At 63.6% G+C, this 20,332-nt stretch carries 20 protein-coding genes and 1 tRNA gene; 7 read left to right on the forward strand and 14 right to left on the reverse strand.

Annotation, left to right across the window (positions count from 1 at the left end; translation table 11 throughout):
* Positions 1-445: 445 nt before the first annotated feature.
* Positions 446-521, reverse strand: a tRNA-Val gene (locus VRS74_RS11600).
* A gap of 94 nt (positions 522-615) precedes the next feature.
* Between VRS74_RS11600 and VRS74_RS11605 the strand changes: the two genes are divergently transcribed.
* Complete coding sequence (locus VRS74_RS11605) at positions 616-1,593, forward strand: asparaginase (protein WP_354145389.1); 978 nt, start codon at positions 616-618, stop codon at positions 1,591-1,593.
* Positions 1,594-1,596: 3 nt separating this feature from the next.
* Here VRS74_RS11605 and VRS74_RS11610 read toward each other — a convergent pair whose 3' ends face one another.
* Genes VRS74_RS11610 through fmt form a run of 3 tightly spaced genes read right to left on the reverse strand, consistent with a single transcriptional unit; the run spans position 1,597 to position 4,378 of the window.
* The gene (locus tag VRS74_RS11610; protein WP_354145390.1) at positions 1,597-2,709 is read right to left on the reverse strand and encodes a zinc-binding dehydrogenase; all 1,113 of its coding nucleotides are present in this window, start codon (positions 2,707-2,709) and stop codon (positions 1,597-1,599) included.
* Positions 2,706-3,464, reverse strand: a complete 759-nt coding sequence (truA, locus tag VRS74_RS11615) for a tRNA pseudouridine(38-40) synthase TruA (RefSeq protein ID WP_354145391.1) — start codon at positions 3,462-3,464, stop codon at positions 2,706-2,708. Before truA ends, VRS74_RS11610 begins: the two co-directional genes overlap by 4 nt.
* A complete protein-coding gene (gene fmt / locus VRS74_RS11620; protein WP_354145392.1) occupies positions 3,461-4,378 on the reverse strand; it encodes a methionyl-tRNA formyltransferase in 918 nt (305 codons plus the stop codon). The genes truA and fmt overlap by 4 nt, the downstream gene beginning before the upstream one ends.
* Positions 4,379-4,492: 114 nt before the next feature.
* Between fmt and recR the strand changes: the two genes are divergently transcribed.
* The 4 genes from recR (at position 4,493) to VRS74_RS11640 (ending at position 9,237) form a co-directional block, all read left to right on the forward strand.
* A complete protein-coding gene (recR, locus tag VRS74_RS11625; protein ID WP_354145393.1) occupies positions 4,493-5,089 on the forward strand; it encodes a recombination mediator RecR in 597 nt (198 codons plus the stop codon).
* A gap of 62 nt (positions 5,090-5,151) precedes the next feature.
* Positions 5,152-5,718 (forward strand): peptide deformylase, encoded by a 567-nt coding sequence (def, locus tag VRS74_RS11630; protein ID WP_354145394.1) that lies wholly within the window; start codon positions 5,152-5,154, stop codon positions 5,716-5,718.
* 205 nt (positions 5,719-5,923) lie between these two features.
* Positions 5,924-7,231 carry a DNA recombination protein RmuC gene (locus tag VRS74_RS11635; RefSeq protein WP_354145395.1) on the forward strand — a complete coding sequence of 436 codons (1,308 nt, stop codon included), beginning with the start codon at positions 5,924-5,926 and terminating at the stop codon, positions 7,229-7,231.
* 206 nt (positions 7,232-7,437) lie between these two features.
* Positions 7,438-9,237: a DEAD/DEAH box helicase gene (locus VRS74_RS11640; RefSeq protein ID WP_354145457.1), complete on the forward strand. Its 1,800-nt coding sequence runs from the start codon at positions 7,438-7,440 to the stop codon at positions 9,235-9,237.
* A gap of 22 nt (positions 9,238-9,259) precedes the next feature.
* Here the strand turns inward: VRS74_RS11640 and VRS74_RS11645 are convergent, their stop codons facing one another.
* The 7 genes from VRS74_RS11645 to VRS74_RS11675 are packed head-to-tail and all read right to left on the reverse strand — an operon-like array spanning position 9,260 to position 14,573.
* Positions 9,260-10,075 carry a TrmH family RNA methyltransferase gene (locus tag VRS74_RS11645; RefSeq protein WP_354145396.1) on the reverse strand — a complete coding sequence of 272 codons (816 nt, stop codon included), beginning with the start codon at positions 10,073-10,075 and terminating at the stop codon, positions 9,260-9,262.
* Positions 10,072-10,350, reverse strand: coding sequence for an HPr family phosphocarrier protein (locus VRS74_RS11650; protein ID WP_354145397.1), 279 nt, complete (start codon positions 10,348-10,350; stop codon positions 10,072-10,074). Before VRS74_RS11650 ends, VRS74_RS11645 begins: the two co-directional genes overlap by 4 nt.
* Positions 10,347-10,772, reverse strand: a complete 426-nt coding sequence (locus VRS74_RS11655; protein WP_354145398.1) for a PTS sugar transporter subunit IIA — start codon at positions 10,770-10,772, stop codon at positions 10,347-10,349. Before VRS74_RS11655 ends, VRS74_RS11650 begins: the two co-directional genes overlap by 4 nt.
* A 60-nt stretch (positions 10,773-10,832) precedes the next feature.
* Positions 10,833-11,765: an RNase adapter RapZ gene (rapZ, locus tag VRS74_RS11660; protein WP_354145399.1), complete on the reverse strand. Its 933-nt coding sequence runs from the start codon at positions 11,763-11,765 to the stop codon at positions 10,833-10,835.
* A gap of 60 nt (positions 11,766-11,825) precedes the next feature.
* Positions 11,826-12,293, reverse strand: a complete 468-nt coding sequence (locus VRS74_RS11665) for an HPr kinase/phosphorylase (RefSeq protein WP_354145400.1) — start codon at positions 12,291-12,293, stop codon at positions 11,826-11,828.
* Positions 12,260-13,828 (reverse strand): sensor histidine kinase, encoded by a 1,569-nt coding sequence (locus tag VRS74_RS11670; RefSeq protein ID WP_354145401.1) that lies wholly within the window; start codon positions 13,826-13,828, stop codon positions 12,260-12,262. The genes VRS74_RS11665 and VRS74_RS11670 overlap by 34 nt, the downstream gene beginning before the upstream one ends.
* Positions 13,821-14,573, reverse strand: a complete 753-nt coding sequence (locus VRS74_RS11675; RefSeq protein WP_354145402.1) for a response regulator — start codon at positions 14,571-14,573, stop codon at positions 13,821-13,823. The genes VRS74_RS11670 and VRS74_RS11675 overlap by 8 nt, the downstream gene beginning before the upstream one ends.
* A gap of 255 nt (positions 14,574-14,828) precedes the next feature.
* Between VRS74_RS11675 and VRS74_RS11680 the strand changes: the two genes are divergently transcribed.
* Positions 14,829-16,427, forward strand: a complete 1,599-nt coding sequence (locus tag VRS74_RS11680) for a phosphoenolpyruvate carboxykinase (protein WP_435521401.1) — start codon at positions 14,829-14,831, stop codon at positions 16,425-16,427.
* A 114-nt stretch (positions 16,428-16,541) separates the two neighbouring features.
* A complete protein-coding gene (locus tag VRS74_RS11685) occupies positions 16,542-16,808 on the forward strand; it encodes a hypothetical protein (protein WP_354145404.1) in 267 nt (88 codons plus the stop codon).
* A gap of 13 nt (positions 16,809-16,821) precedes the next feature.
* Here the strand turns inward: VRS74_RS11685 and VRS74_RS11690 are convergent, their stop codons facing one another.
* The 3 genes from VRS74_RS11690 to VRS74_RS11700 all read right to left on the reverse strand — a co-directional run bounded on the left by VRS74_RS11690 (position 16,822) and on the right by VRS74_RS11700 (position 20,306).
* Entirely contained in the window at positions 16,822-17,481 is a 660-nt protein-coding gene (locus tag VRS74_RS11690; protein WP_354145405.1) for a hypothetical protein, read from the reverse strand.
* Entirely contained in the window at positions 17,478-18,326 is an 849-nt protein-coding gene (locus VRS74_RS11695; protein ID WP_354145406.1) for a hypothetical protein, read from the reverse strand. Before VRS74_RS11695 ends, VRS74_RS11690 begins: the two co-directional genes overlap by 4 nt.
* Positions 18,327-18,482: 156 nt before the next feature.
* The gene (locus VRS74_RS11700; protein ID WP_354145407.1) at positions 18,483-20,306 is read right to left on the reverse strand and encodes a DUF885 domain-containing protein; all 1,824 of its coding nucleotides are present in this window, start codon (positions 20,304-20,306) and stop codon (positions 18,483-18,485) included.
* Positions 20,307-20,332 lie beyond the last annotated feature (26 nt).

Here is a 20,332-nt window from a genome sequence, read left to right on the forward strand (position 1 = left end):
CGCAGCACCTCCTCAGTGCCGCGAGTGAATCAAGGCTTCGCCGCCAAGGCAAGCGATTTAATGGGTCCTGAGCCTAGGCCAAGGGTGCCACACGACATGGCCAACTCTGGTCAGCTACCTAGAAGATATAGACGGCAGGTCTTTTTGTGCGGATTGCACAAGATCAAGCGTCAACTATTAGGGCGCAAAACATACATTGAGCGAAAATACATCGATTGAGCATCGAATTTGCATCATTTCCGCATCAAATCCGCAATGCATCCTCCGACCACGAAATTGGCCGGTAGAGAATCCGCCGCAAATTGCGCCTTGGGTTCGATGACTAAATCCGTCTCAGGCAGCGAGAAGCAGCTGCGCGTGACGTCGATAACTAGCAGAAATGTCGCGAATAAAGGCCAGTCGGCTACCCCGCCGGATAAATGATCCAGCGGGAATAGCGACTGCGTGGTGGGCGGTGACGGGCTCGAACCGCCGACCCTCTCGGTGTAAACGAGATGCTCTACCAACTGAGCTAACCGCCCCCGCTGCCTCGCTGCGGAGAAGCGCGCTATCTAGCGTGGCTTCGCGCAAAATCAATTGCCCATTGCTTCGCGGTAGGTTTAGGCGGACGCCATAATGATCAAACGGGTTTCAGTATTTGCCACGGGCGGCACCATCGCCGGGATTGCGGGGTCCGCGATCGCAAGGGATTATCGCGCGGGCCAGATCCGGATCGAGGATTATCTCGAACAAGCAGGCGGGCTGGGGCTGGAGGCCGAACTTTCCGGCCGCCAGATCGCCAATATCGACTCGGCAGACATGGGCCCGGCGGTGTGGAACGATCTCCATCCGGCGATCATGGGCGCACTCGCGGACGACAATTGCGACGGCGTGATCGTGACGCATGGCACCGACACGCTCGAAGAAACCGCCTTCCTGCTCGACCTGACGCTGCCCGCCACCAAGCCGGTGGTGGTCGTGGGCGCGATGCGTCCGGCCGATGCCGTTGGGTATGACGGCCTGAGGAACTTCGCCAATGCGGTGCGCGTAGCATGCGATTCCGAAGCGGCAGGGCGCGGCGTGCTGGTGGTGATGGGGGACCGCGTGTTCGCCGCACGCGACGTGCGCAAGGTGCGCACGCGCGACGTCGATGCCTTCCGCGGTTTCCCGCGCGAATCGGTTGCACTGGTGACGCCATCCTCGCTCGACTGGTTCGGCGCACCTTGGCGCGGCGATGCGGAGGCGCGGCTCGAATGGCATGATGAACTGCCGGATGTGCCGATACTTTATGTCTATGCCGGGATGCGACCGGATGCGCTGGCATGCATGGTTGGCGATGCGACGCGTGGGATCGTGATTGCTGGTATGGGCGAAGGCAACATGCCCGGCCCGGTGCGGCAAAAACTTGTTCGCCGAGTTCAAGAGGGGCTGGTTGTCGTGCGCGCCAGCCGCACCGATGAAAGCCTTGTCGACCGCAATCCAGAGGACGATGAGAACGGCTTTGTCGCTGCTCGCGCACTCGGCCCGGCCAAGGCGCGGATCCTGCTGATGCTGCTGGTCGCGAACGGGATCACCGATCCCGCCGCAATCCAGGCTGCATTCGACAATCGCTGAGGTCTAGCTCCAGGGCGTGACGAGATATTTCTCGCCCGTCTTCATCGCGCGATAATCGGTCACGGCGTCCTTGGTCAGCATCTCTTCGAGGTTGACCCGGCGCTTGTAGCTGCTGGCGAAAGTGGTGGTGAGGTTGTCGAGCACGCGCTTGCGCATCCGCATCATCGTTTCCATCCCCGCCATTTGCAGGAACGGCGTGAGCAGCCAGCCCGACAGCGTCCAGCCGAAGCCGTAGCTGGGGGTGAGGATGGTCGGGCCGAGGTCGAGCCGGCCATAGATAAACATGCGCTTCTGCTGGTTCGAGCCATAGCGGCTGTATTCGGTCATCTTGCTGACCGCGACCTGCTCCATCGCCTTGAACACATTGTCGACCGCTTGCCCGCCGCCGATCGGGTCGAAGCCATAGAAAGCGTCGGTCGCATCGATCGCATCGCGCAATTGCGCCATGAAGTTGCCGTCGGAAGAGTTGACGACATATTTCGCGCCAAGGCCCTTGAGCATGTCGACATGTTCGGCCTTGCGCACGATGTTGACCAGCTCGATCTCGTCTTCCTGGCAGATCTTGATCAGCATCTGGCCCAGGTTCGATGCGGCGGCGGTGTGGACGATCGCTTTCGCGCCATCCATCCTGGCATTTTCGACAAAGCCGAGTGCCGTCATCGGGTTCACGAAGGCGCTCGCGCCGTCTTCCGAGGAATGATCGCCCAGCGGCAGGCACATCGCCGCGTCGGCGATGCAATACTGGCTGTAGGCATTGCCGGGGACGCATGCGACGCGCTGACCCATCAGCGCTTTCGCCATGTCGCTGTCGCCCGTGGCGACCGCCGTGCCTGCGCCTTCATTGCCGGCGGGCAGCTTTGCGCCGTGGCGCGCCTTCGAACCCGTGTTGAAGGGTTCGGGCATGTTCGCGACATATTTGCCGTGCGAATATTCGGCATTCTCGAGATCGGCCGCGCCGGTCAGGATCGCGAGGTCCGAGGGGTTGATCGGCGCCGCTTCCATCTTCACGAGCACCTGGTTGCCCGTGGGGTCGGGGAAGGTCACTTCCTCGATCGCGACCGTAAGCGTGCCATCGCTTTCGAGTGTGGTGAAAAGCTGCTTTCCGGTGGTGCTCATGTCGTGGTGTCCTCTCCTGGATAGATTGCCCTCACGAAGTAGAGGCCGTGGGGCGGTGCATTCAAGCCCAATTCCTGCCTATCGCGCGCTTCCAGCGCTTCGGCCAGTTGTTCCTCGCGCCAGCGGCCCATGCCGACGAGGGCAAGGCAGCCTACCATGCTGCGCACCTGATGGTGCAGGAAACTGCGTGCTGCGGCGTGGATGCGAACTTCCTCGCCAATTCGTTCGACATCGAGCCGGTCGAGCGTCTTGACCGGGCTTTGGGCCTGGCAATGCGCCGATCGGAAGGTGGTGAAATCGTGCAGCCCGACCAGCGTCTGCGCAGCACGGTGCATAGCCTTTTCATCAAGTTCTTGTGGGACTTGCCAGGCTCGGTTGAGATCGAGTGTCAAGGGCGCACGGCGGTTGGCGATGCGATAGACATAAGCTCGTCCAACACAGGAAAAGCGCGCGTGCCAATCGTCGGGCACGATCTCGCAATGGGTCACCGCAATGGGATTTGGCCGCAAATGCGCATTGAGCGCTTCCATGAGCCGGAAGGGAGCAATCTCCTTCCCGATGTCGAAATGGCTGCGCATGGCCAGCGCGTGGACCCCGGTGTCGGTGCGGCCCGCGCTGTGCAGCGTCACCTTTTCGCCGGTTACGGCCTGCGCCGCTTCCTCGACCGACTGCTGCACGCTGGGGCCGTGCGCCTGCCGCTGCAGGCCATGGAACGGCGTGCCGTCGAATTCGAGGGTGAGCGCGAAGCGGGTCACGGCAGGATCGTGCCCTTCGTCAATGGACGCCCGCGCAGGAATTCTGCCCGGTCCATCGCCGGTTTGCCCGCGCGCTGGAGCCGCAGGGGGCGGATCGCGCCGGAACCGCAAGCGATGGAGAAATCCTCATCGAGCACTTCGCCGGGGGCGCCCGAACCCGCCGCCAGTTCGGCGCGTAGCAATTTCACGCGTTCCAGCCCATTGGTGCCTTCAAGCTCGAACCACGCGCCGGGGAATGGCGCGAGTCCGCGCGCCAGCCGCTCGATCTCTTCAGCGGGTTTCGACCAGTCGATCCGCGCTTCGGCCTTGTCGATCTTGGGGGCATAGCTCGCCTGCGCATCGTCCTGCGACTCGGCTCTGACGCCATTGAGCTTGCCGAGTGTTTCGAGCATCAGCCTGGCGCCAAGTTCCGCCAGTTCCGCGGTCAGTTCGCCGGTGGTCTTCCGGTCAACCGGCGTGGTCGCCTTGGCCAGCATGGGGCCGGTGTCGAGCCCCGCTTCCATCTGCATGATGGTGATGCCGGTCACATCGTCTCCCGCCATCACCGCACGGTGGATCGGCGCGGCACCGCGCCAGCGCGGCAGGATCGAGGCATGGATATTGAGGCAGCCGTGCTTCGGCGCGTCGAGAATCGCTTGGGGCAGGATCAGGCCGTAAGCGGCCACCACCGCAACGTTAGCCTCCAATGCCGCGAACCGCTCCTGCTCCTCGGTGTTCTTCAGAGAAACGGGATGGCGCACTTCGATTCCCAAGCGTTCGGCCGCCGCTTGCACGGGAGAGGGTTGCAGCTTCTTGCCCCGGCCCGCCGGGCGCGGTGGCTGGGTATAGGCGCACACGATCTCGTGCCCCGCAGCGTGCAGTGCTTCGAGCGCCGGGACGGCGAAATCAGGCGTTCCCATGAAGATTATGCGCATCGAAACAAAAAACTGTTCATCCTGAGCCTGTCGAAGGGTCGTCCTTACTTTGAGCGAGGGAAAAAGAAAGTGCAGGGCTTCGACAAGCTCCGCCCGAACGGTTAGTGGAAGCCCATGGCATCGCAAGAGATCGAGACATTGGCGAATGCGCTGGCTCGGCTGCCCGGGCTTGGCCCGCGCAGCGCACGGCGCGCGGTGCTGTGGCTGGTGAAGAACCGCGAACAGGCGTTGCCCGCGCTGCTTGGCGCGCTCTCGGCAGTGCGCGAGACGCTGGTCGAATGCGACACATGCGGCAATGTCGACACGAAGAACCCTTGCGGCATCTGCGCCGATCCGCGCCGCGACGCGAAGGCGCTGTGCGTGGTGGAAGACGTAGCGGATCTTTGGGCGCTCGACCGTGCGCGGCTGTTCACCGGGCGCTATCACGTGCTGGGCGGTCGGCTTTCGGCGCTCGACGGGGTACGGCCCGAAGATCTCAACATCGCCGCGCTGCTTTCGCGGGTCGAGCAGGGCGGGATCGACGAGGTGGTGCTCGCCATGAACGCCACGCTGGAGGGGCAGACCACCGCGCATTACCTTGCCGAGCGGCTCGAGGCCTTCCCTCTGCGGATCACCCAGCTGGCACACGGCTTGCCGGTGGGCGGCGAGCTCGACTATCTCGACGAAGGCACGCTGGCGCAGGCCCTGCGCGCGCGCAGGCCGGTCGGCTAGCCGATCACAATCATCGGAAACGCTCGCTTGCGATAGCGGCAGGCGGGCACTAAATGAGCGCCATGGCTATTCGTGAAATCCTGGAAGTGCCGGACCCCCGGCTCAAGGTCGTGTCCGAACCCGTGACGGTGTTCGATGATGAGCTCAAGACCCTCGTCGCCGACATGTTCGAGACGATGTATGACGCGCCCGGCATCGGCCTTGCGGCGATCCAGGTGGGCGTGCCGTTGCGCCTGCTGGTGATCGACCTCCAGCCCGACGATCCCGATGCACCGCCGGTCGAATGCGATCACGGCGGCCACAAGCACACCCATCCGGCGACCAAGAAGGAACCGCGGGTGTTCGTGAACCCGGTGATCGTCGATCCGGCGGAGGAGCTGGCGACATACCAGGAAGGCTGCCTCTCGGTCCCTGAAATCTATGCCGATGTCGATCGCCCGGCGACCTGCACAGTCCGCTATCAGGACCTCGACGGCAACCATCACGAGGAAAAGATGGAGGGGCTGATGGCCACCTGCATCCAGCACGAGATGGACCACCTCGAAGGCATCCTGTTCATCGATCACTTGAGCCGGCTCAAGCGCAGCATGGCGCTGAAGAAGCTGCAGAAGCTCCGCGCGGCGGCATAATGATTGCGCACGCCATCCGGCGTGCGATTTCCTCGCTCATTGCGATCAAAGATCGCATCGCTGCGGACGGGCAGTCGCCCTTGCGGCCCTTCGGGCCGTTCTCTCGCGCCTTCCGTCACCCCGGCCTTCGAGCTGGGTTCGAGCTTTCTTTGGAAAACTCGCTTCGGCACTAGCGTTCCCTGTCCGTTCCGCATAGAGTTGCGCGATGGATCCTACGCTTCTTGCCATTATCGCGCTTGTCCTTGGCCTCGCTATCGGGGCGGGGATCGGCTGGTTCATCGGTGCTCGTCCGGTTGCCGAGTTGAAGGCGCGCGCGGAGGAGCGCGAAAGCGAGTTCAAGCGCGCGGTGGCCGAGCTGGGCGAAGCGCAGATCGAGCTGGCGACGCTCAGGGCCAATGCCTCCAATTTCGACAAGCAGATGGCGCAGATGCGCGAAGCGCGCGAGGAAATGCTTACGCAGTTCAAGGCATTGGGCAGCGAAGTCCTGTCGCGCAGCCAGGAGGAATTCCTGAAGCGCGCCGAGGAACGCTTCAAGCAGTCCGAGGATGCGGGTGAAGCCAAGATCAAGGCGCTGCTCAACCCCGTTGGCGAGCGGCTCAAGCAATACGAACAGCAGGTTGAAACCCTGGAGAAGCAGCGTGTCGACGCCTTCGGCCAGCTCACGGGGCTGATCCAGTCGATGCGCGAAGGGCAGGAGCAGGTCCGCCGCGAAGCGCAGCGGCTGGGCAATTCGCTCACCAATGCGCCCAAGGCGCGCGGGCGCTGGGGAGAGCGGGCGCTGCAGAACCTGCTTGAACAGTGCGGCCTCGCCGAACACACCGATTTCATGATGGAGCATTCGATCGATACCGAAGACGGGCGGCTGCGCCCTGACGCGATCGTCCGTATCCCTGGCGGCAAGGTGCTGGTGATCGATTCCAAGGTTTCGCTCAACGCCTACCAGGAGGCCTTCGAGGCCGACAATGATACGGCGCGCGATGCCGCACTGGCAGACCATGTCCGCTCGATGCGCAATCATGTGCAGACGCTCGGCGCAAAGAGCTACCAGAGCCAGTTCAAGGAAGCGCCCGACTATGTCGTGATGTTTGTGCCGGGCGAGCATTTCGTCGCCGCCGCGCTCGAACACGATCCCGAACTGTGGAACTTCGCCTTCGACAAGAGGGTGCTGCTGGCGACGCCGACCAACCTTGTCGCGATCGCGCGCACGGTGGCGCAGGTGTGGCGGCAGGACGGGCTGGCGCGCGAAGCGCAGGAAATCGGCAAGATGGGTGCGGAGCTTTACGACCGGCTTCGCGTTGCGGCGGACCACCTCAAGCGCGTGGGCGGGGGGCTCGAAACCGCAGTCAACAATTACAACAAGTTCGTCGGCAGCTTCGAACGCAATGTGCTTTCGTCGGGCAAGAGGCTAGCGGAAAAGGGCATCGAAATCGGCAAGGCCGAGATCGAGGAAGTGCCGCTGGTCGAAGCCGCGCCACGCTATACCAGCGACGATTTGCTGACCGACGGATCGTAGGAAGCGGCGGAATAGCCGAGCCGCCGCGAAGGCGCCGTGTTGCCCGCCGGACATTTTTCACAAGCCAAAACCGATTCGCGCGCCTATGGGGCAGCGCAACAATTGCGGGAACGGTTACGTCCCGCCTGTACACTTTCGAAATCTGACCGGCCCTATCTTGCCGCTCGCCGCGCTCCGGCGCGCATTTCCCTTATGAGTTTATGTCCATGACCTTTGCTGACCTTCCTTCGAGCCTCAAAGCCGCGCTGGCCGAACGGAATTACGAATCCGCCACGCCTGTGCAGGCGGCCGTCCTCCAGCCGGAAGCGCTTGGCCGCGACCTCGTCGTTTCGGCGCAGACCGGATCTGGCAAGACGGTCGCCTTCGGCCTTGCCATGGCGGGCGAATTGCTCGACGCCTCGGGTGCCGTGCGCGGCGCGCCTTCGCCGCTGGCGCTGGTGATCGCACCAACCCGCGAACTAGCGCTTCAGGTCAGCCGGGAGCTGGCGTGGCTCTATCGTGGTGCCGGGGCGCGGATCGCGACATGCGTCGGCGGCATGAACCCGTCGCAGGAACGCAAGGTTCTGCGGGCTGGTGCCACGATCGTCGTCGGTACGCCGGGGCGCTTGCGCGACCATCGCGAACGCGGCGCGCTCGACCTCTCGGCGCTCGCCGCCGTCGTGCTCGACGAAGCTGACGAGATGCTCGACATGGGTTTTCGCGAAGAGCTCGAGGAAATTCTCGACGCGACCCCCGAAACGCGCCGTACGCTGCTGTTCTCGGCCACCATGCCGCGCCCGATCGAAGCGCTTGCGCGCCGCTACCAGCATGACGCCCTGCGCATCGCCACGATCAGCGACCAGCGCGGCCATGGCGATATCGCCTATCAGGCGGTCACGGTCTCTCCCCCGGAGATCGAAAACGCGGTGGTCAATCTGCTGCGTTTCCATGAGGCTGAAACGGCGATTCTGTTCTGCGCCACACGCGACAACGTGCGGCACTTGCACGCCACCCTGCAGGAGCGCGGCTTTGCGGTAGTGGCGCTGTCGGGCGAACATTCGCAGTCGGAACGCAACCAGGCCTTGCAGGCGCTGCGCGACCGGCGTGCGCGGGTGTGCGTCGCCACCGACGTTGCCGCGCGAGGGATCGACCTGCCGACGCTGAGCCTTGTCGTCCATGTCGAAATTCCGCGCGATGCCGAAACCTTGCAGCACCGTTCGGGGCGCACCGGGCGTGCTGGGAAAAAGGGCACTGCTGTGCTGATCGTGCCGTTTTCGCGGCGCAGGCGCGTCGAGGAAATGCTGCGGCGCGCGCGGATCGAAGCGCAATGGACCGACGTGCCCGATCGCGAGGCGATCAAGGCGAAGGATCGCGAGCGGCTGCTTGACGTGTTGCTGCGCCCGGTCGAAGTGGACGAGGGCGATAGCGAACTGGCCGAACGCCTGCTGGCCGAGAAGTCGCCGCAAGAGATCGCAGCCATGCTAGTCCAGGCGCACCGTTCGAAAATGCCCGAGCCCGAAGACATTGCCGCGAACACCCCCGAAGCGCGTCGCGCTGCGCAACAGGAGCGCCATCGGCCCGGTTTCGAAGACGTGGTCTGGTTCCGCATGGACATCGGCCGGCGCCAGAATGCCGATCCGCGCTGGATCCTGCCGCTGCTGTGCCGCCGCGGGCATATCACCCGCAACGAGATCGGCGCGATCCGCATCGGCCCGATGGAGACCTATTTCCAGATCCCGCAAGCGATTGCCGAGAAATTCGGCGCGGCGGCCATGCGTACGGCGGGCGCTGATGGCGACGAGGAAAGCATCCTGATCGAACGGTCGGACGGCGGCCCGCGCGAGGCCGCGCGCAGCCATCGCAAGGGCCAGCCTTCAAGGCACGAAGGCGCGGTCAAGCCGCACGTCAAGGCCAAGCCCTTCCACAAGGGCGGCGACAAGGGTAAGCACCGGAATGCAGGCGCGGCGCACGATCAGGCGCGCAAGCCAACCCGCAAGCCGAAACACGCGAAGCCAAAGGGCAAGTAACCGCGCGGCGCAATTGCCAGCCTCAGCTGTCGAGCGCCGCTAACACCTCGTAAGCCAGCACCGCGCCGGCGACCGCCGCGTTGAGCGAATCCGCACGCCCCATCATCGGCATGGTGACGCGCAAATCGCATGCCATCTCATATTCCTCGGGCAGGCCCTGCGACTCATTGCCGACGAGGATGTAGCAGGGCGTCTGATAGGGCGCAGCGCGATAGGGCACTGCGTCGCGCAGCGAAGCGGCGACCAATTGGCCCTCGCCCGAGCGCAGCCACGGCAGGAATTCCTCCCACCGCGCTTGTGCGACGTGCTGGGTGAAGATCGCGCCCATGCTGGCGCGCACCGCCTCGACGCTGAAGGGATCGGCGCAATCGTCGATCAGGATCAGCCCGCCAGCGCCCACGGCGTCGCCGGTGCGCAGCATGGTGCCAAGGTTGCCGGGATCGCGCAGCGCCTGCGCCACCAGCCAGATTTTCGCCTTGCCGCGGTTTAGCGCGGCGAGTGACGTGTCGAATTCGGCGAAAACGCCCGCCACCGCCTGCGGGTTTGCCTTGCCGGTGATCTTCGAAAGGATGTCGGGCGAAGTCTCGATCACGTCTCCACCCGCCGCCAGAACTTCGCGTTCGAGCGTGTCGAGCAGGGGATGCGGACCGCGTCCGCTCGCCATCACCAGCATTTCGGGCAAATGCCCGCATTCGCGCGCGTCGGTCAGCAGCCGCAGACCTTCGGCAAGGAATTTGCCAGCCGCCTTGCGGTGCTTCTTTTCGCGCAATGAGCGCAAATATTTTACCGTGGGATTGGAAAAGCCGGTGATCTGGCGGCGTTCAGGCTGCGGGCTCACTCTTCGCCGAATCCGTCTTCGATCATCGCGCAGAGATCGGCAAAAACCGTCTCGGCATTGTCGCCCGCCACGATCAGTTCGATCTCGTCGCCCTTGGCCGCGCCCAGCATCATCAGGCCCAGGATCGATCCGCCCGCTGCCTCGTGCCCGTCTTTCGCCACGCGTACCTGCGTATTGCCGGGAAGAGTCGCAACAGCGCCGACGAATTTGGCACTGGCGCGCGCGTGCAGCCCGCGCTTGTTGACGATGGTGAGGGACCGCCGGAGTTCGCTCACGCTTTCGCGTTCTCCTGCGCGGGGCTTTCGCCCAGGAACTCGCTTGCGACGGTGATGTAATTGCGCCCGGCCTGCTTGGCTGCGGCCACTGCATCGACCACGCCCATCGACTTGCGCGCGCCCGCAAGGCGGATCAGCATGGGCAAATTGATCCCCGCGATCACTTCGACATGCCCGCGGTCGAGCAGCGAGATGGCGAGGTTCGACGGGGTGCCTCCGAACAAGTCGGTCAGCACGATCACGCCCTGGCCCTCATCGACTCGCGCGATGGCGTCCGCAATGTCCTTGCGCCGCCGCTCCATGTCGTCATTGGGGCCGATGCAAATCGTGGCGATCGCCTGTTGCGGACCGACGACGTGCTCCATCGCATCGACGAAGTGCTCTGCCAATTGGCCATGGGTGACCAGGATCATACCGATCATGAGAAAGTGCCAGGTCCGTTCATTCCTGCGGCGCGACGCCGTGTTGTTCCTTCCAGGTATTCAACGCTTCATTCCTTCGATTTCGTCGGTCGTGCGCGATCCCAGATTGCGGTGGCGGACAGTGGGCGAAAATCCCGCATCGCGCAAGCCTTGGGCAATCTGTTCCGCGGTGAATACCGAGCGGTGCTTGCCTCCGGTGCAGCCGAAGGCGATGTGGACATAGCCCTTGCCCTGGGCCCGGTAGCGCGGGAGCAGGGTGGTGAGCAGGCCAAGGATGCGTTCGAAGCTTTCGCCGAAGCCGGGATCCTTGCGGATATGCGCGGCAACCGGCTCGTCGAGCCCGGTGAGCGGGCGCAGATCTTCGACCCAATGCGGATTGTCGAGAAACCGCATGTCGAACACGAGATCGGCGAGGGGCGGTGTGCCGCGCGCAAAGCCGAAGCTCGACACGGTCACCGTCATCGGCCCGCCCGGCCCATCGGCGAAGAGGTCGCGGATATGCTGCTGCAGATCGTTGATCGCGAAATCGCTGGTATCGATCACCACATCGGCCCAGCGCCGCAGCGGGTCGAGCAGGTCGCGTTCGGCCCTGATGCCTTCGGGCAGCGGTCGGCCTTCCGCCATCGGGTGTCGGCGGCGGGTCTCGTTGTAGCGGCGCTCGAGTTCCTGGGTCGAGCAATCCATGAACATGGTCGAGATCGAGATGTCTTCGCGCTCGCCCAGCCGGGCAACCAGCTTGATGACATCCTGCGGCACGAAACCGCGCGTGCGCGAATCGAAGCCGATCGCCAGCCGCCCCGGCCGCGCATCCGGCGCGGTGATCATGGGTTCGAGCAGGCGGACCGGCAAATTATCGACCGTCTCCCAGCCGAGATCTTCGAGCACGTGCAGCGCAGTCGACTTGCCCGCGCCGAGCATTCCGGTGACTAGCAGGATCCGCTGGCGGGTGGGAGCGCCAGTCGGCGGCGAGGCAGTGCTTTGCGGGTCGCTCATGCGGCGCATTGTCGCGCGAGCCGCGAGCCATGGGAAGGGGCAAAGCGCAACCGCACTCGATCAGTACTCTGACGGAGCCAGGCCATGCACAAGCAAGGCCCATTCTGCGCGCAGGGCTTGTATCGCATCGCCGGGGCGGAACCGCAGGAGCGGGATTGCCAACCCCAGGACGTCGCGTGTTTCGACCGGGTCCGGGAAGCGCGGCGCTTCGGCCTCGAGCGTCAGTATCAGCGCGAGCGGTGCGCTTGTAGTGGGCAGGTCGACGATGCCGACACCGCGGATTTCGAGCTTGCCGGCGATGTTGGGCGGCGGCGAGGCGGCTACTGAATCGCCTTCGCGAAGAAGCCGGACCCCGTCGTCCCCGATCAATTGCGCGCCGCGATCGATCAAAGCCAGAGCGAGGCTCGATTTGCCGCTGCCCGGCGCCCCTTCAAGAAGCAGCGCACGGCCGCCGATTGCAACGGCTGTGGCCTGGACCAGAAGATCGGCCGGGATCATGGCGCGGCCGGAAGTTCGAGCCTGAGACATGCCCCGGGCTTCCCGTCAGGGCGTGCGTCCGCTGAGAGCGTGCCGTCATGCGCCTCGGCGATGGCTCGGGCTATGGCGAGACCCAGGCCCGAGTGGTTGCCAAAATCCTCTGCCTCTGGCCGCACCGAATGGAAGCGTTCGAACACTTTCTCGCGCGAATCCTCCGGAATGCCGGGCCCCGCATCGCAAACTGTCAACGTGACGCGCTGGCCGTCGCTGGCGACCCCCACTTCGATCGGTGCGTCTGCGGGCGAGAACGACACCGCATTGTCGAACAGGTTCTCGATCACGCGCTCGAGCCGCGGCACCACCCCGGTCACCACAGCAGCGCGCCCGCGAGTTGCCAGCACGATCCGGTGATCGGCATTTTCAGCGCGGTCCTCGCGCGAACCGATGATCGCCGCCACCAGCTTGGCCATGTCGACCCGTTCGCGCGTGGCACGCGACATTTCGGCGTCGATACGGCTGGCGTCCGAAATCTCCGTGACCAGCCGGTCGATCCGCCGCACATCATGCGTGGCGATGTCGAAAAGCTTGCCCCGCAGTTCGGGGTCTTCGACGCGCGGCAGCGATTCGATCGCGCTGCGCAGCGATGCCAGCGGGTTCTTGATCTCGTGCGCGACGTCAGCCGCGAAACTGTCGACCGCGTCGATCCTTTGCCGCAGCGCGCCGGTCATGTCCGATACGGCCCGTGCGAGCCTGCCGATCTCGTCGCGCCGCTCCGGCAGGCGGGGCACTTCGACGTCGCGCCCGCGGCCCTGGCGAACCTTCACCGCAGCATTGGCGAGCAGCCGCAGCGGAGAGACGATCGTGCGCGCGAGGAACAGCGAAAGCAGGATCGATGCAGCGAGCGCCAGCAGCACCGCGATACCCAATGTCGTGCGCGCTGCACGCACGGCCATGGTGATGTCGACTGCATTGCGAGTGGTGAGCAGGGTCGCTCCGTTGAGCCCCACAGGCGCCGCAGCATTGATCACCGGGCTGCCATCGGGCGCGTCGCGCAGCTGGATCTGGGTAACGCCTTGCTCGCGCGCGCGGCGCAGTTCGGGCCATGCATCGGCCGACGAATCCTCCGGCTCGAAATAGTCGGGGATGGGATCGGCGCCTACGATCGTGTCCACGCCGCGATCCAGCGCGCGGGCGAAGTCCTCCGCAAAGGTCTCGTCGCCCGGCACATCGAGCACGAAGGCCGGCTGGTCGAGCGCGAAGCTGTCTGCCCAGAGGCGACCTTCGGCATCGAACATGCGCAGCCGCATCCGCTGTTCCTTGCCGATCTGGACTAGCAGCGCTTCCTGCCGCGAGCGCGACGCGCCGGCGAGCGCTTCGGCGGTGATCTGCGCTTCGATGCGGGCAAGCTTGTAGCGCTCGTTGAGGAGCTGCGTACGATAGGAGTCGAGATAGAAGATCCCACCGCCCAGCAACGCCAGCGGCAGTATGTTCACCACCAGGATGCGCGAGGTCAGCGGCAGCCTTGCGCTCCAGCCCAGCGGGCCGATCGTGCCGTCTGTCAGTGATTTGCCGTCGCCGTCAGCCATCGGTGAAGCTGTATCCCGCGCCGTAGAGCGTATCGATCGCCGAGAAGTCGGGATCTACCTGCCGGAACTTGCGACGCATCCGCTTGATATGGCTGTCGACCGTTCGATCATCGACGAACACATCGTCGGGATAGGCCGCGTCCATCAGCTGGTTGCGGCTCTTGATCACGCCCGGGCGCGCCGCGAGAGCCTCCAGTATCAGGAATTCGGTCACGGTGAGGGACACGGGCTGCCCGCCCCATGTGACCTGGTGCCGCGCCGGGTCCATGAACAGCTTCCCACGCGCGATCGAGGAAGTGGCCGCCTCGGACTCTCCGGTTTCGTTTGAACCCGAATGCAGCCCCGCATCCGCCCGCCGCAGGATTGCACGGATCCGGGCCGTCAGAAGCCGCAGGCTGAAGGGCTTGGCAATATAATCATCCGCGCCGAGCTCAAGCCCGGCCTCTTCGTCTGCCTCGTCGTCCTTGCTGGTCAGGAAAATCACCGGCAGGTCGGAATGCGCGCGCACATGTCGCAGCAATTCCATCCCGTCCATCTTGGGCATCTTGATATCGAACACCGCAAGGTCGGGAGGGTTGTCGATCAGTGACTTGAGTGCGGTTTCCCCGTCCGAATAGACGCGCGTAACGAAACCTTCGGATTGCAGCGCGATCGACACGGTGGTGAGGATGTTGCGATCATCATCGACCAGCGCGATCACAGTTTCTCCGCTTTTATCCGCCGGATCGCCTGTCGGCTCGACCATTGCCGGTCCCTTCATCGTGATTGCGTATCACCGACTAGCGGTTTGCGCGCCGCGAAACAACGAGTCGCCGCAGTTCCATACCGCTAAATTGGTAGTTTCCGCCTCGTCGTTTGACGGGCGGGGCGGCGGAGTTTAGAGGGCGATTCCGAATCCACGCATTCGTATGCACAGATGTATCCGCGATGCGTCGGTACGAGCGCTGAGGGATGTGCCCCACGTGGGCGAACCGGTAAAATCCAGGAGATACGCGTGCCCATTTCGCTTGCCCTTCCTCTTTCCAGCCAGGGTATTGAAACCTCCGCAACAATTCACGCCAATCTTGGCACGCCCCAGCTGGTCGAGCATGCGCTCGGCAATGGCGAAGGCGAGCTGTCGCGTTACGGCGCGCTGGTGGTGAAGACCGGGGCGCACACTGGCCGCAGCGCCAAGGACAAGTACATCGTCCGCGACGGCGAGACCGAGAACAGCGTGTGGTGGGGCAAGGTCAATGTCGAGATGTCGCCCGAACACTTCGCCGCGCTCAAGGCCGATTTCCTCGCTGCGCTGAAGGAAAAGCAGACTCTCTACGTCGCCGACCTGTTCGGCGGTTCGCAGCCGGAGCACCGCGTCAATGTGCGCGTGATCAACGAACTGGCCTGGCACAATCTGTTCATCCGCACGCTGCTGGTGCGCCCCACGGCTGACCAGCTGACCGATTTTGCGCCCGAATACACCATCATCGACCTGCCGAGCTTCCGCGCGGACCCCGAACGTCACGGTTGCCGCAGCGAAACGGTGATCGCGGTCAATTTCAGCGAAAAGCTGATCCTGATCGGCGGCACCAAATATGCTGGCGAGATGAAGAAGAGCGTGTTCGGCATCCTCAATTACCTGCTGCCGACCAAGGGCGTCATGCCGATGCACTGTTCGGCCAACATCGGCTCCGACGGCAAGACGGCGGTGTTCTTCGGACTGTCGGGCACCGGCAAGACGACGCTGTCGGCCGATGCCAGCCGCACGCTGATCGGCGATGACGAGCATGGCTGGTCGGATACGGCGGTCTTCAATTTCGAAGGCGGTTGCTACGCCAAGATGATCCGCCTTTCGGAAGAAGCCGAACCGGAAATCTACGCCACCACCCGCCGTTTCGGCACTGTGCTCGAAAACGTGGTGATGGACCCGGAGACGCGCGAACTTGATCTCGACGACAATTCGCTCGCCGAGAACACCCGCGGCGCTTACCCGATCGACTTCATTCCCAATACTTCGGCTGAGAACCTTGGTCCGGTGCCGAGCAATGTCATCATGCTGACCGCAGATGCTTTCGGCGTGCTGCCTCCGATCGCGCGGCTCACGCCCGACCAGGCGATGTACCACTTCCTGTCGGGCTACACCGCCAAGGTCGCTGGCACCGAAATCGGCGTGACCGAGCCTGAAGCGACCTTCAGCACCTGCTTTGGCGCGCCCTTCATGCCGCGCCATCCCAGCATCTACGGCAACCTGCTCAAGGAACGCATCGCCAAGGGCGGCGTCGCCTGCTGGCTGGTCAACACCGGCTGGACCGGCGGCAAGTATGGCGTGGGCAGCCGCATGCCGATCAAGGCGACGCGCGCGCTGCTCAATGCCGCGCTCGACGGCAGCCTCAACAATGCGGAATTCCGCAAGGATCCGAATTTCGGCTTCGATGTCCCGGTCAGCGTACCCGGCGTGGACAGCGCGATCCTCGATCCGCGTTCGACCTGGGAAGACAAGGCTGAATACGATCGCACCGCAGAAAAGCTGGTGCGCCTGTTCATCGATAATTTTGCTCAATTCGAAGCGCATGTTGACCAGGGCGTGCGCGAGGCGGCTCCGCATGGAGTGGTCGCCGCCTGAACCATATCGGCGAGGGGAGAGGAGAGGCCCCGTTCCCGACCGGGAACGGGGCCTTTTTTATGACATAAGCTGCTGTCATCCTGCTCTGATTGTTGAACCGGAGGAGGTTGAGACATGAGCCTGTTTGACGGGATACTTAAGGCGATCCTTGGGGCGCCAGACGACGTAAGGAACCTGGCAGCGCAAGTCGGGATAGATGCGGACATGGCGGAAAAGGCCATCGCCGCGCTCGCGCATGCGCACCAGATGCAGGGCGATACGGTCGAACTCGCATCGGCCAATACCGGGCTCGACACAGATGTGCTGTCCGAAATCGTCAAGCAGATCGGAGGCGAAGGCTCGCTGATGGAATTTGCGAACGCGGTTGGAGACAACCCGTAAGCGGCAAGCAGCCTCAGATTTCTCCGGGCACTGCAGCGCCGGGATCTTCGCCTGTTAGTTCTTCCACCGTGGCTGTCCGGGCCAGGAACCCATAGGCATCGAACGGCGTGCCTTCGGGTGCATCTTCAAGCGCAGCCATAAGTCGCCCCGCTTGCCGCGCGAGCGAGCTGCCATGTGGGTCAAATGCGACGGGCGCCAGGGTTTGCCGGGCAATCTGCACCTTGCCCTCTTCAGCCTGCATCAGCGCGGCGTTGAATTTTAGCGACTGGTCGAAGGGAGCAAGTTCGGCTGCACGCTCAAGCGCATGGCGGGCCGATTCCGTGAGGGGAATCCCCTGCTCGGCCAAGCTGCGATGGAAGTAGATCAGTGGCAAGGGGTGATCGGTCTCGAGCTTGTTGAGCGCGAGGAAGGGCTTCATCGCTGCCTCATAGGCTGCCGTACGATCCGATTCGTCGACTGCCTTGCGAAACAGCGCGTATCCCTTCTGGACAAGCGCATGCTTGGTGGCCGGATCGATTGCAAGCGCGCGATCGGCAGCGGCGATGGCTTCGCTGTCGTTTCCTGCATCGTATTCTGCCTCCGCCAGAGCGGCGAGAACATCGGCATCGTCAGGAAACGGCGCCGCAATCCTGCGAGCTTCGGGGAGCAGTTCTTGCGCCGTTTCATCGTTCACCCCCGTTGGGAGCGAATGATCACTGGCATCATGGCGGCCTTGCCTTCGCTGAGCTTCGAAACCGTAACTTTCCCGATCGGCAGCAGTTCGCCAGGAATGTTGAATGCCGTCATCCTGCGCGAGCGCAGGTATTTGTCGAGGTCCTTCTCGAGCACGTCGAGATCACCGAAAGCCAGTTCCGCGGCTTTGAGTGACGGGGTTCCCTGGATAAGCTGCAGCCAGTATTGGCCGAACTGGCCTGCGCGCTCCTCAGAGAACACCAGGTAGTGATAGAGCAGCCAGCTTCGGCCATAGAATGCGTCATACCGGGTGCGCTTCTTGGCATCATAGAGTCCGGCGTCGAACAATTCGCGGACGGCCACGTCATCCGCATAGGCAAGCTCATATCCACGGTGGAGTGCCGGCCGGCCGATCATCACGCGGCCATTATCTTCGAAAGTGGCGGACGCGAAGAATTCCGCCGAGCCTTCGCTGAGCCAGCGCGGCATTGCAAAGCTGTTGGTCGAAATCAGGTAGTGATGGGCATATTCGTGAAGCAGCACGCGCAGCGAGCCATCGGGATTTCGGCCGTTGGGTCGCACGTCCTGCACGAAAGCGCGCGATGCGCCTGCGCGGGGCAGGTAGAACCCTTGCAGGTAGCGCGAGTTGCCTCCTGCCAGTTCCTGCAGGTCGCGCACCGACCCGACCGCGAAAATCGTTACTCGGTTGGAAGGGCTGGGCGCGGCGCTCGACTTGTTGGTCACATGGGCCATCGCCGCATGATAGCGTTCGAGCATCTCGGCGAATTTTGCGAGATCCTTGGCGCTGTCATCGGCATAGATGACGAAATGATCGCTTGAGGCCATGTGCCAATCGGCATGCGCAGGTGCGGCCAAAAAACTTGCGGAAACCAAAATCCACTTAAGAACCGACTTGGTAAACATAAGCTGACCACACCTTTTTAGGCGTAGCAACATGACGCGACGCCCCCTTTTCAACTATAGTGGAATAAGGACAGGTGACTAGGTCTTAGTTCCCGCAATATAACGGTCGACATTCTTGGCGAGCACATCGAGCGGGGAATTCCCGCCCAGGATCACCGCATCGTCGAATGCCTTGAGGTCATAGGCCGCGCCCAGCTCCTGCTGTGCCCGGCTGCGTTGGCGCACGATCTCGCTATGCCCGATCTTGTAGCTGCACGCCTGGCCCGGCCAGCTGCAATAGCGATCGACTTCGCTGGCGACTTCCTCTTCCTTCGAACCATTGCGCTCGACGAAGAAGCGGCGCGCTTCCTCGCGCGTCCAGCGCTTGTGGTGCAGGCCGGTGTCGACCACCAGGCGGCAGGCGCGGAAGGCGAGCGATTGCAAATAGCCCAGCCGCCCGACCTTGAAGTCGTCATAGGCGCCGAGTTCGTCCGCGAGTTGCTCGCCATAGAGCGCCCAGCCTTCGCTGAACGCGCCAAAGGCGAGGATCGAGCGGATCAGTGGCAGGCGGTTCGAATATTCGCCTTCCCAGACATGGCCGGGGATCGCTTCGTGATAGGTAAGATCGGCAAGGTCATATTTGCGGTGTAGATCGGTGCTGCGCAAATTGATCCAGAATCGCCCGGGGATCGTGCCGTCCTTGCTGCCCGAACCGCCATAGGCACCCGGAGCTCCGGCTTCCTCGATCACTGGGATCCGGCGGACCTCCATGTTCGGATCGACCAGCGTGTTGAAGGCGCGCGGCATCTGCGCCTTGATCCACGCCAGCCGCTCGTCGATGAAGTCGAAGATCTGCTTGCGGCCGGGATCGCCCTCGGCAAATTTGTAGCGCGGGTCTTCGCTCAGCGCCTGCATCCGCTCCCCGACGGTGCCGGTGGTATAGCCGATTTCCTTCAGGATCGGGTCCATCCGGCCATGGAGCTCTTCCAGCTCAGCCAGGCCCTGCTCGTGGATTTCGTCGGGTGACATGCTGGTGGTGGTCGATGCCTTGATGGCCCAGGCGTACCATTCGTCGCCGCGCGGTTGCGCCCACATCCCTGCATCGCCCTTGGCTTCGCCGCGCAGGGACTTGAGCTCGGCGAGCTGGCGTTCGAGTGCAGGAACCACGCTGTCGCGCACGATCGCGCCGGTCCGCTCGGCGGCTGCTTTGGCGGCTTCGATTTCGCTGCGTTCCAGGGGAGTGCGATAGGTCGCCTCGGCACTGGCGACGCTCTGCTCCATCTGGGCGATCGCCTTGTCGAGCAGGAAGTCGGGCGGAACGAGGCCCATCGCGCGGGCCTGCTGCATGCGCACCAGTTCGCCGTCGAGCTGCGCCGGAAAGGCTTCGATCCGCGCGACATAGGCTTCGACGTCGCTTGCATCGCGGACCGGCTGGGTCGAATCCATGAAGCGCGGCATGTCGATATAGGCGCCGACGTTCTGGATCACGACGTAGGGCGCGTTGCGCCAGCTACCCACGGCGACATCGCCATAGGGTAGGGCGAAGCCCTCGACCGCGGTGGAATAGGCGCTTTCGACCACGTCGAAGCCGGTCAGCTGGTCCGCCGTCATGCCTTCTCGCGGATAGGCGCGCACCGCTTCCAGGTCGGTTTCGAGCGCGGCGGCGTAGCGCGCCAGCCCGTCCGGCGTCTTGTCGCTCAGCTTGGCGCGCAGCGCGGCAAAATCGCCCGTGTCGACGCCGAGGCCGGTGGCCCGCTCGGGTTCATGGCCAAGCAAATTGTAGGCGATCTGGTCGAGCATCGCATCGGGCGCGAGCTCTGAAGCGGGCGCCATGCGGCATGCTGGAAGCAAGGCGATGAGCGAGGCGCCGCCGATCCCCTTCAGGGCATCGCGGCGTGTGAGCGAGAATGTCGGCTGAGTCATTTGCTCCTGTTATCGGGAGCAATTCA

Origin of the sequence: Altererythrobacter litoralis, assembly GCF_036324225.1 — a bacterium.
GTDB lineage: Bacteria > Pseudomonadota > Alphaproteobacteria > Sphingomonadales > Sphingomonadaceae > Erythrobacter > Erythrobacter litoralis_A.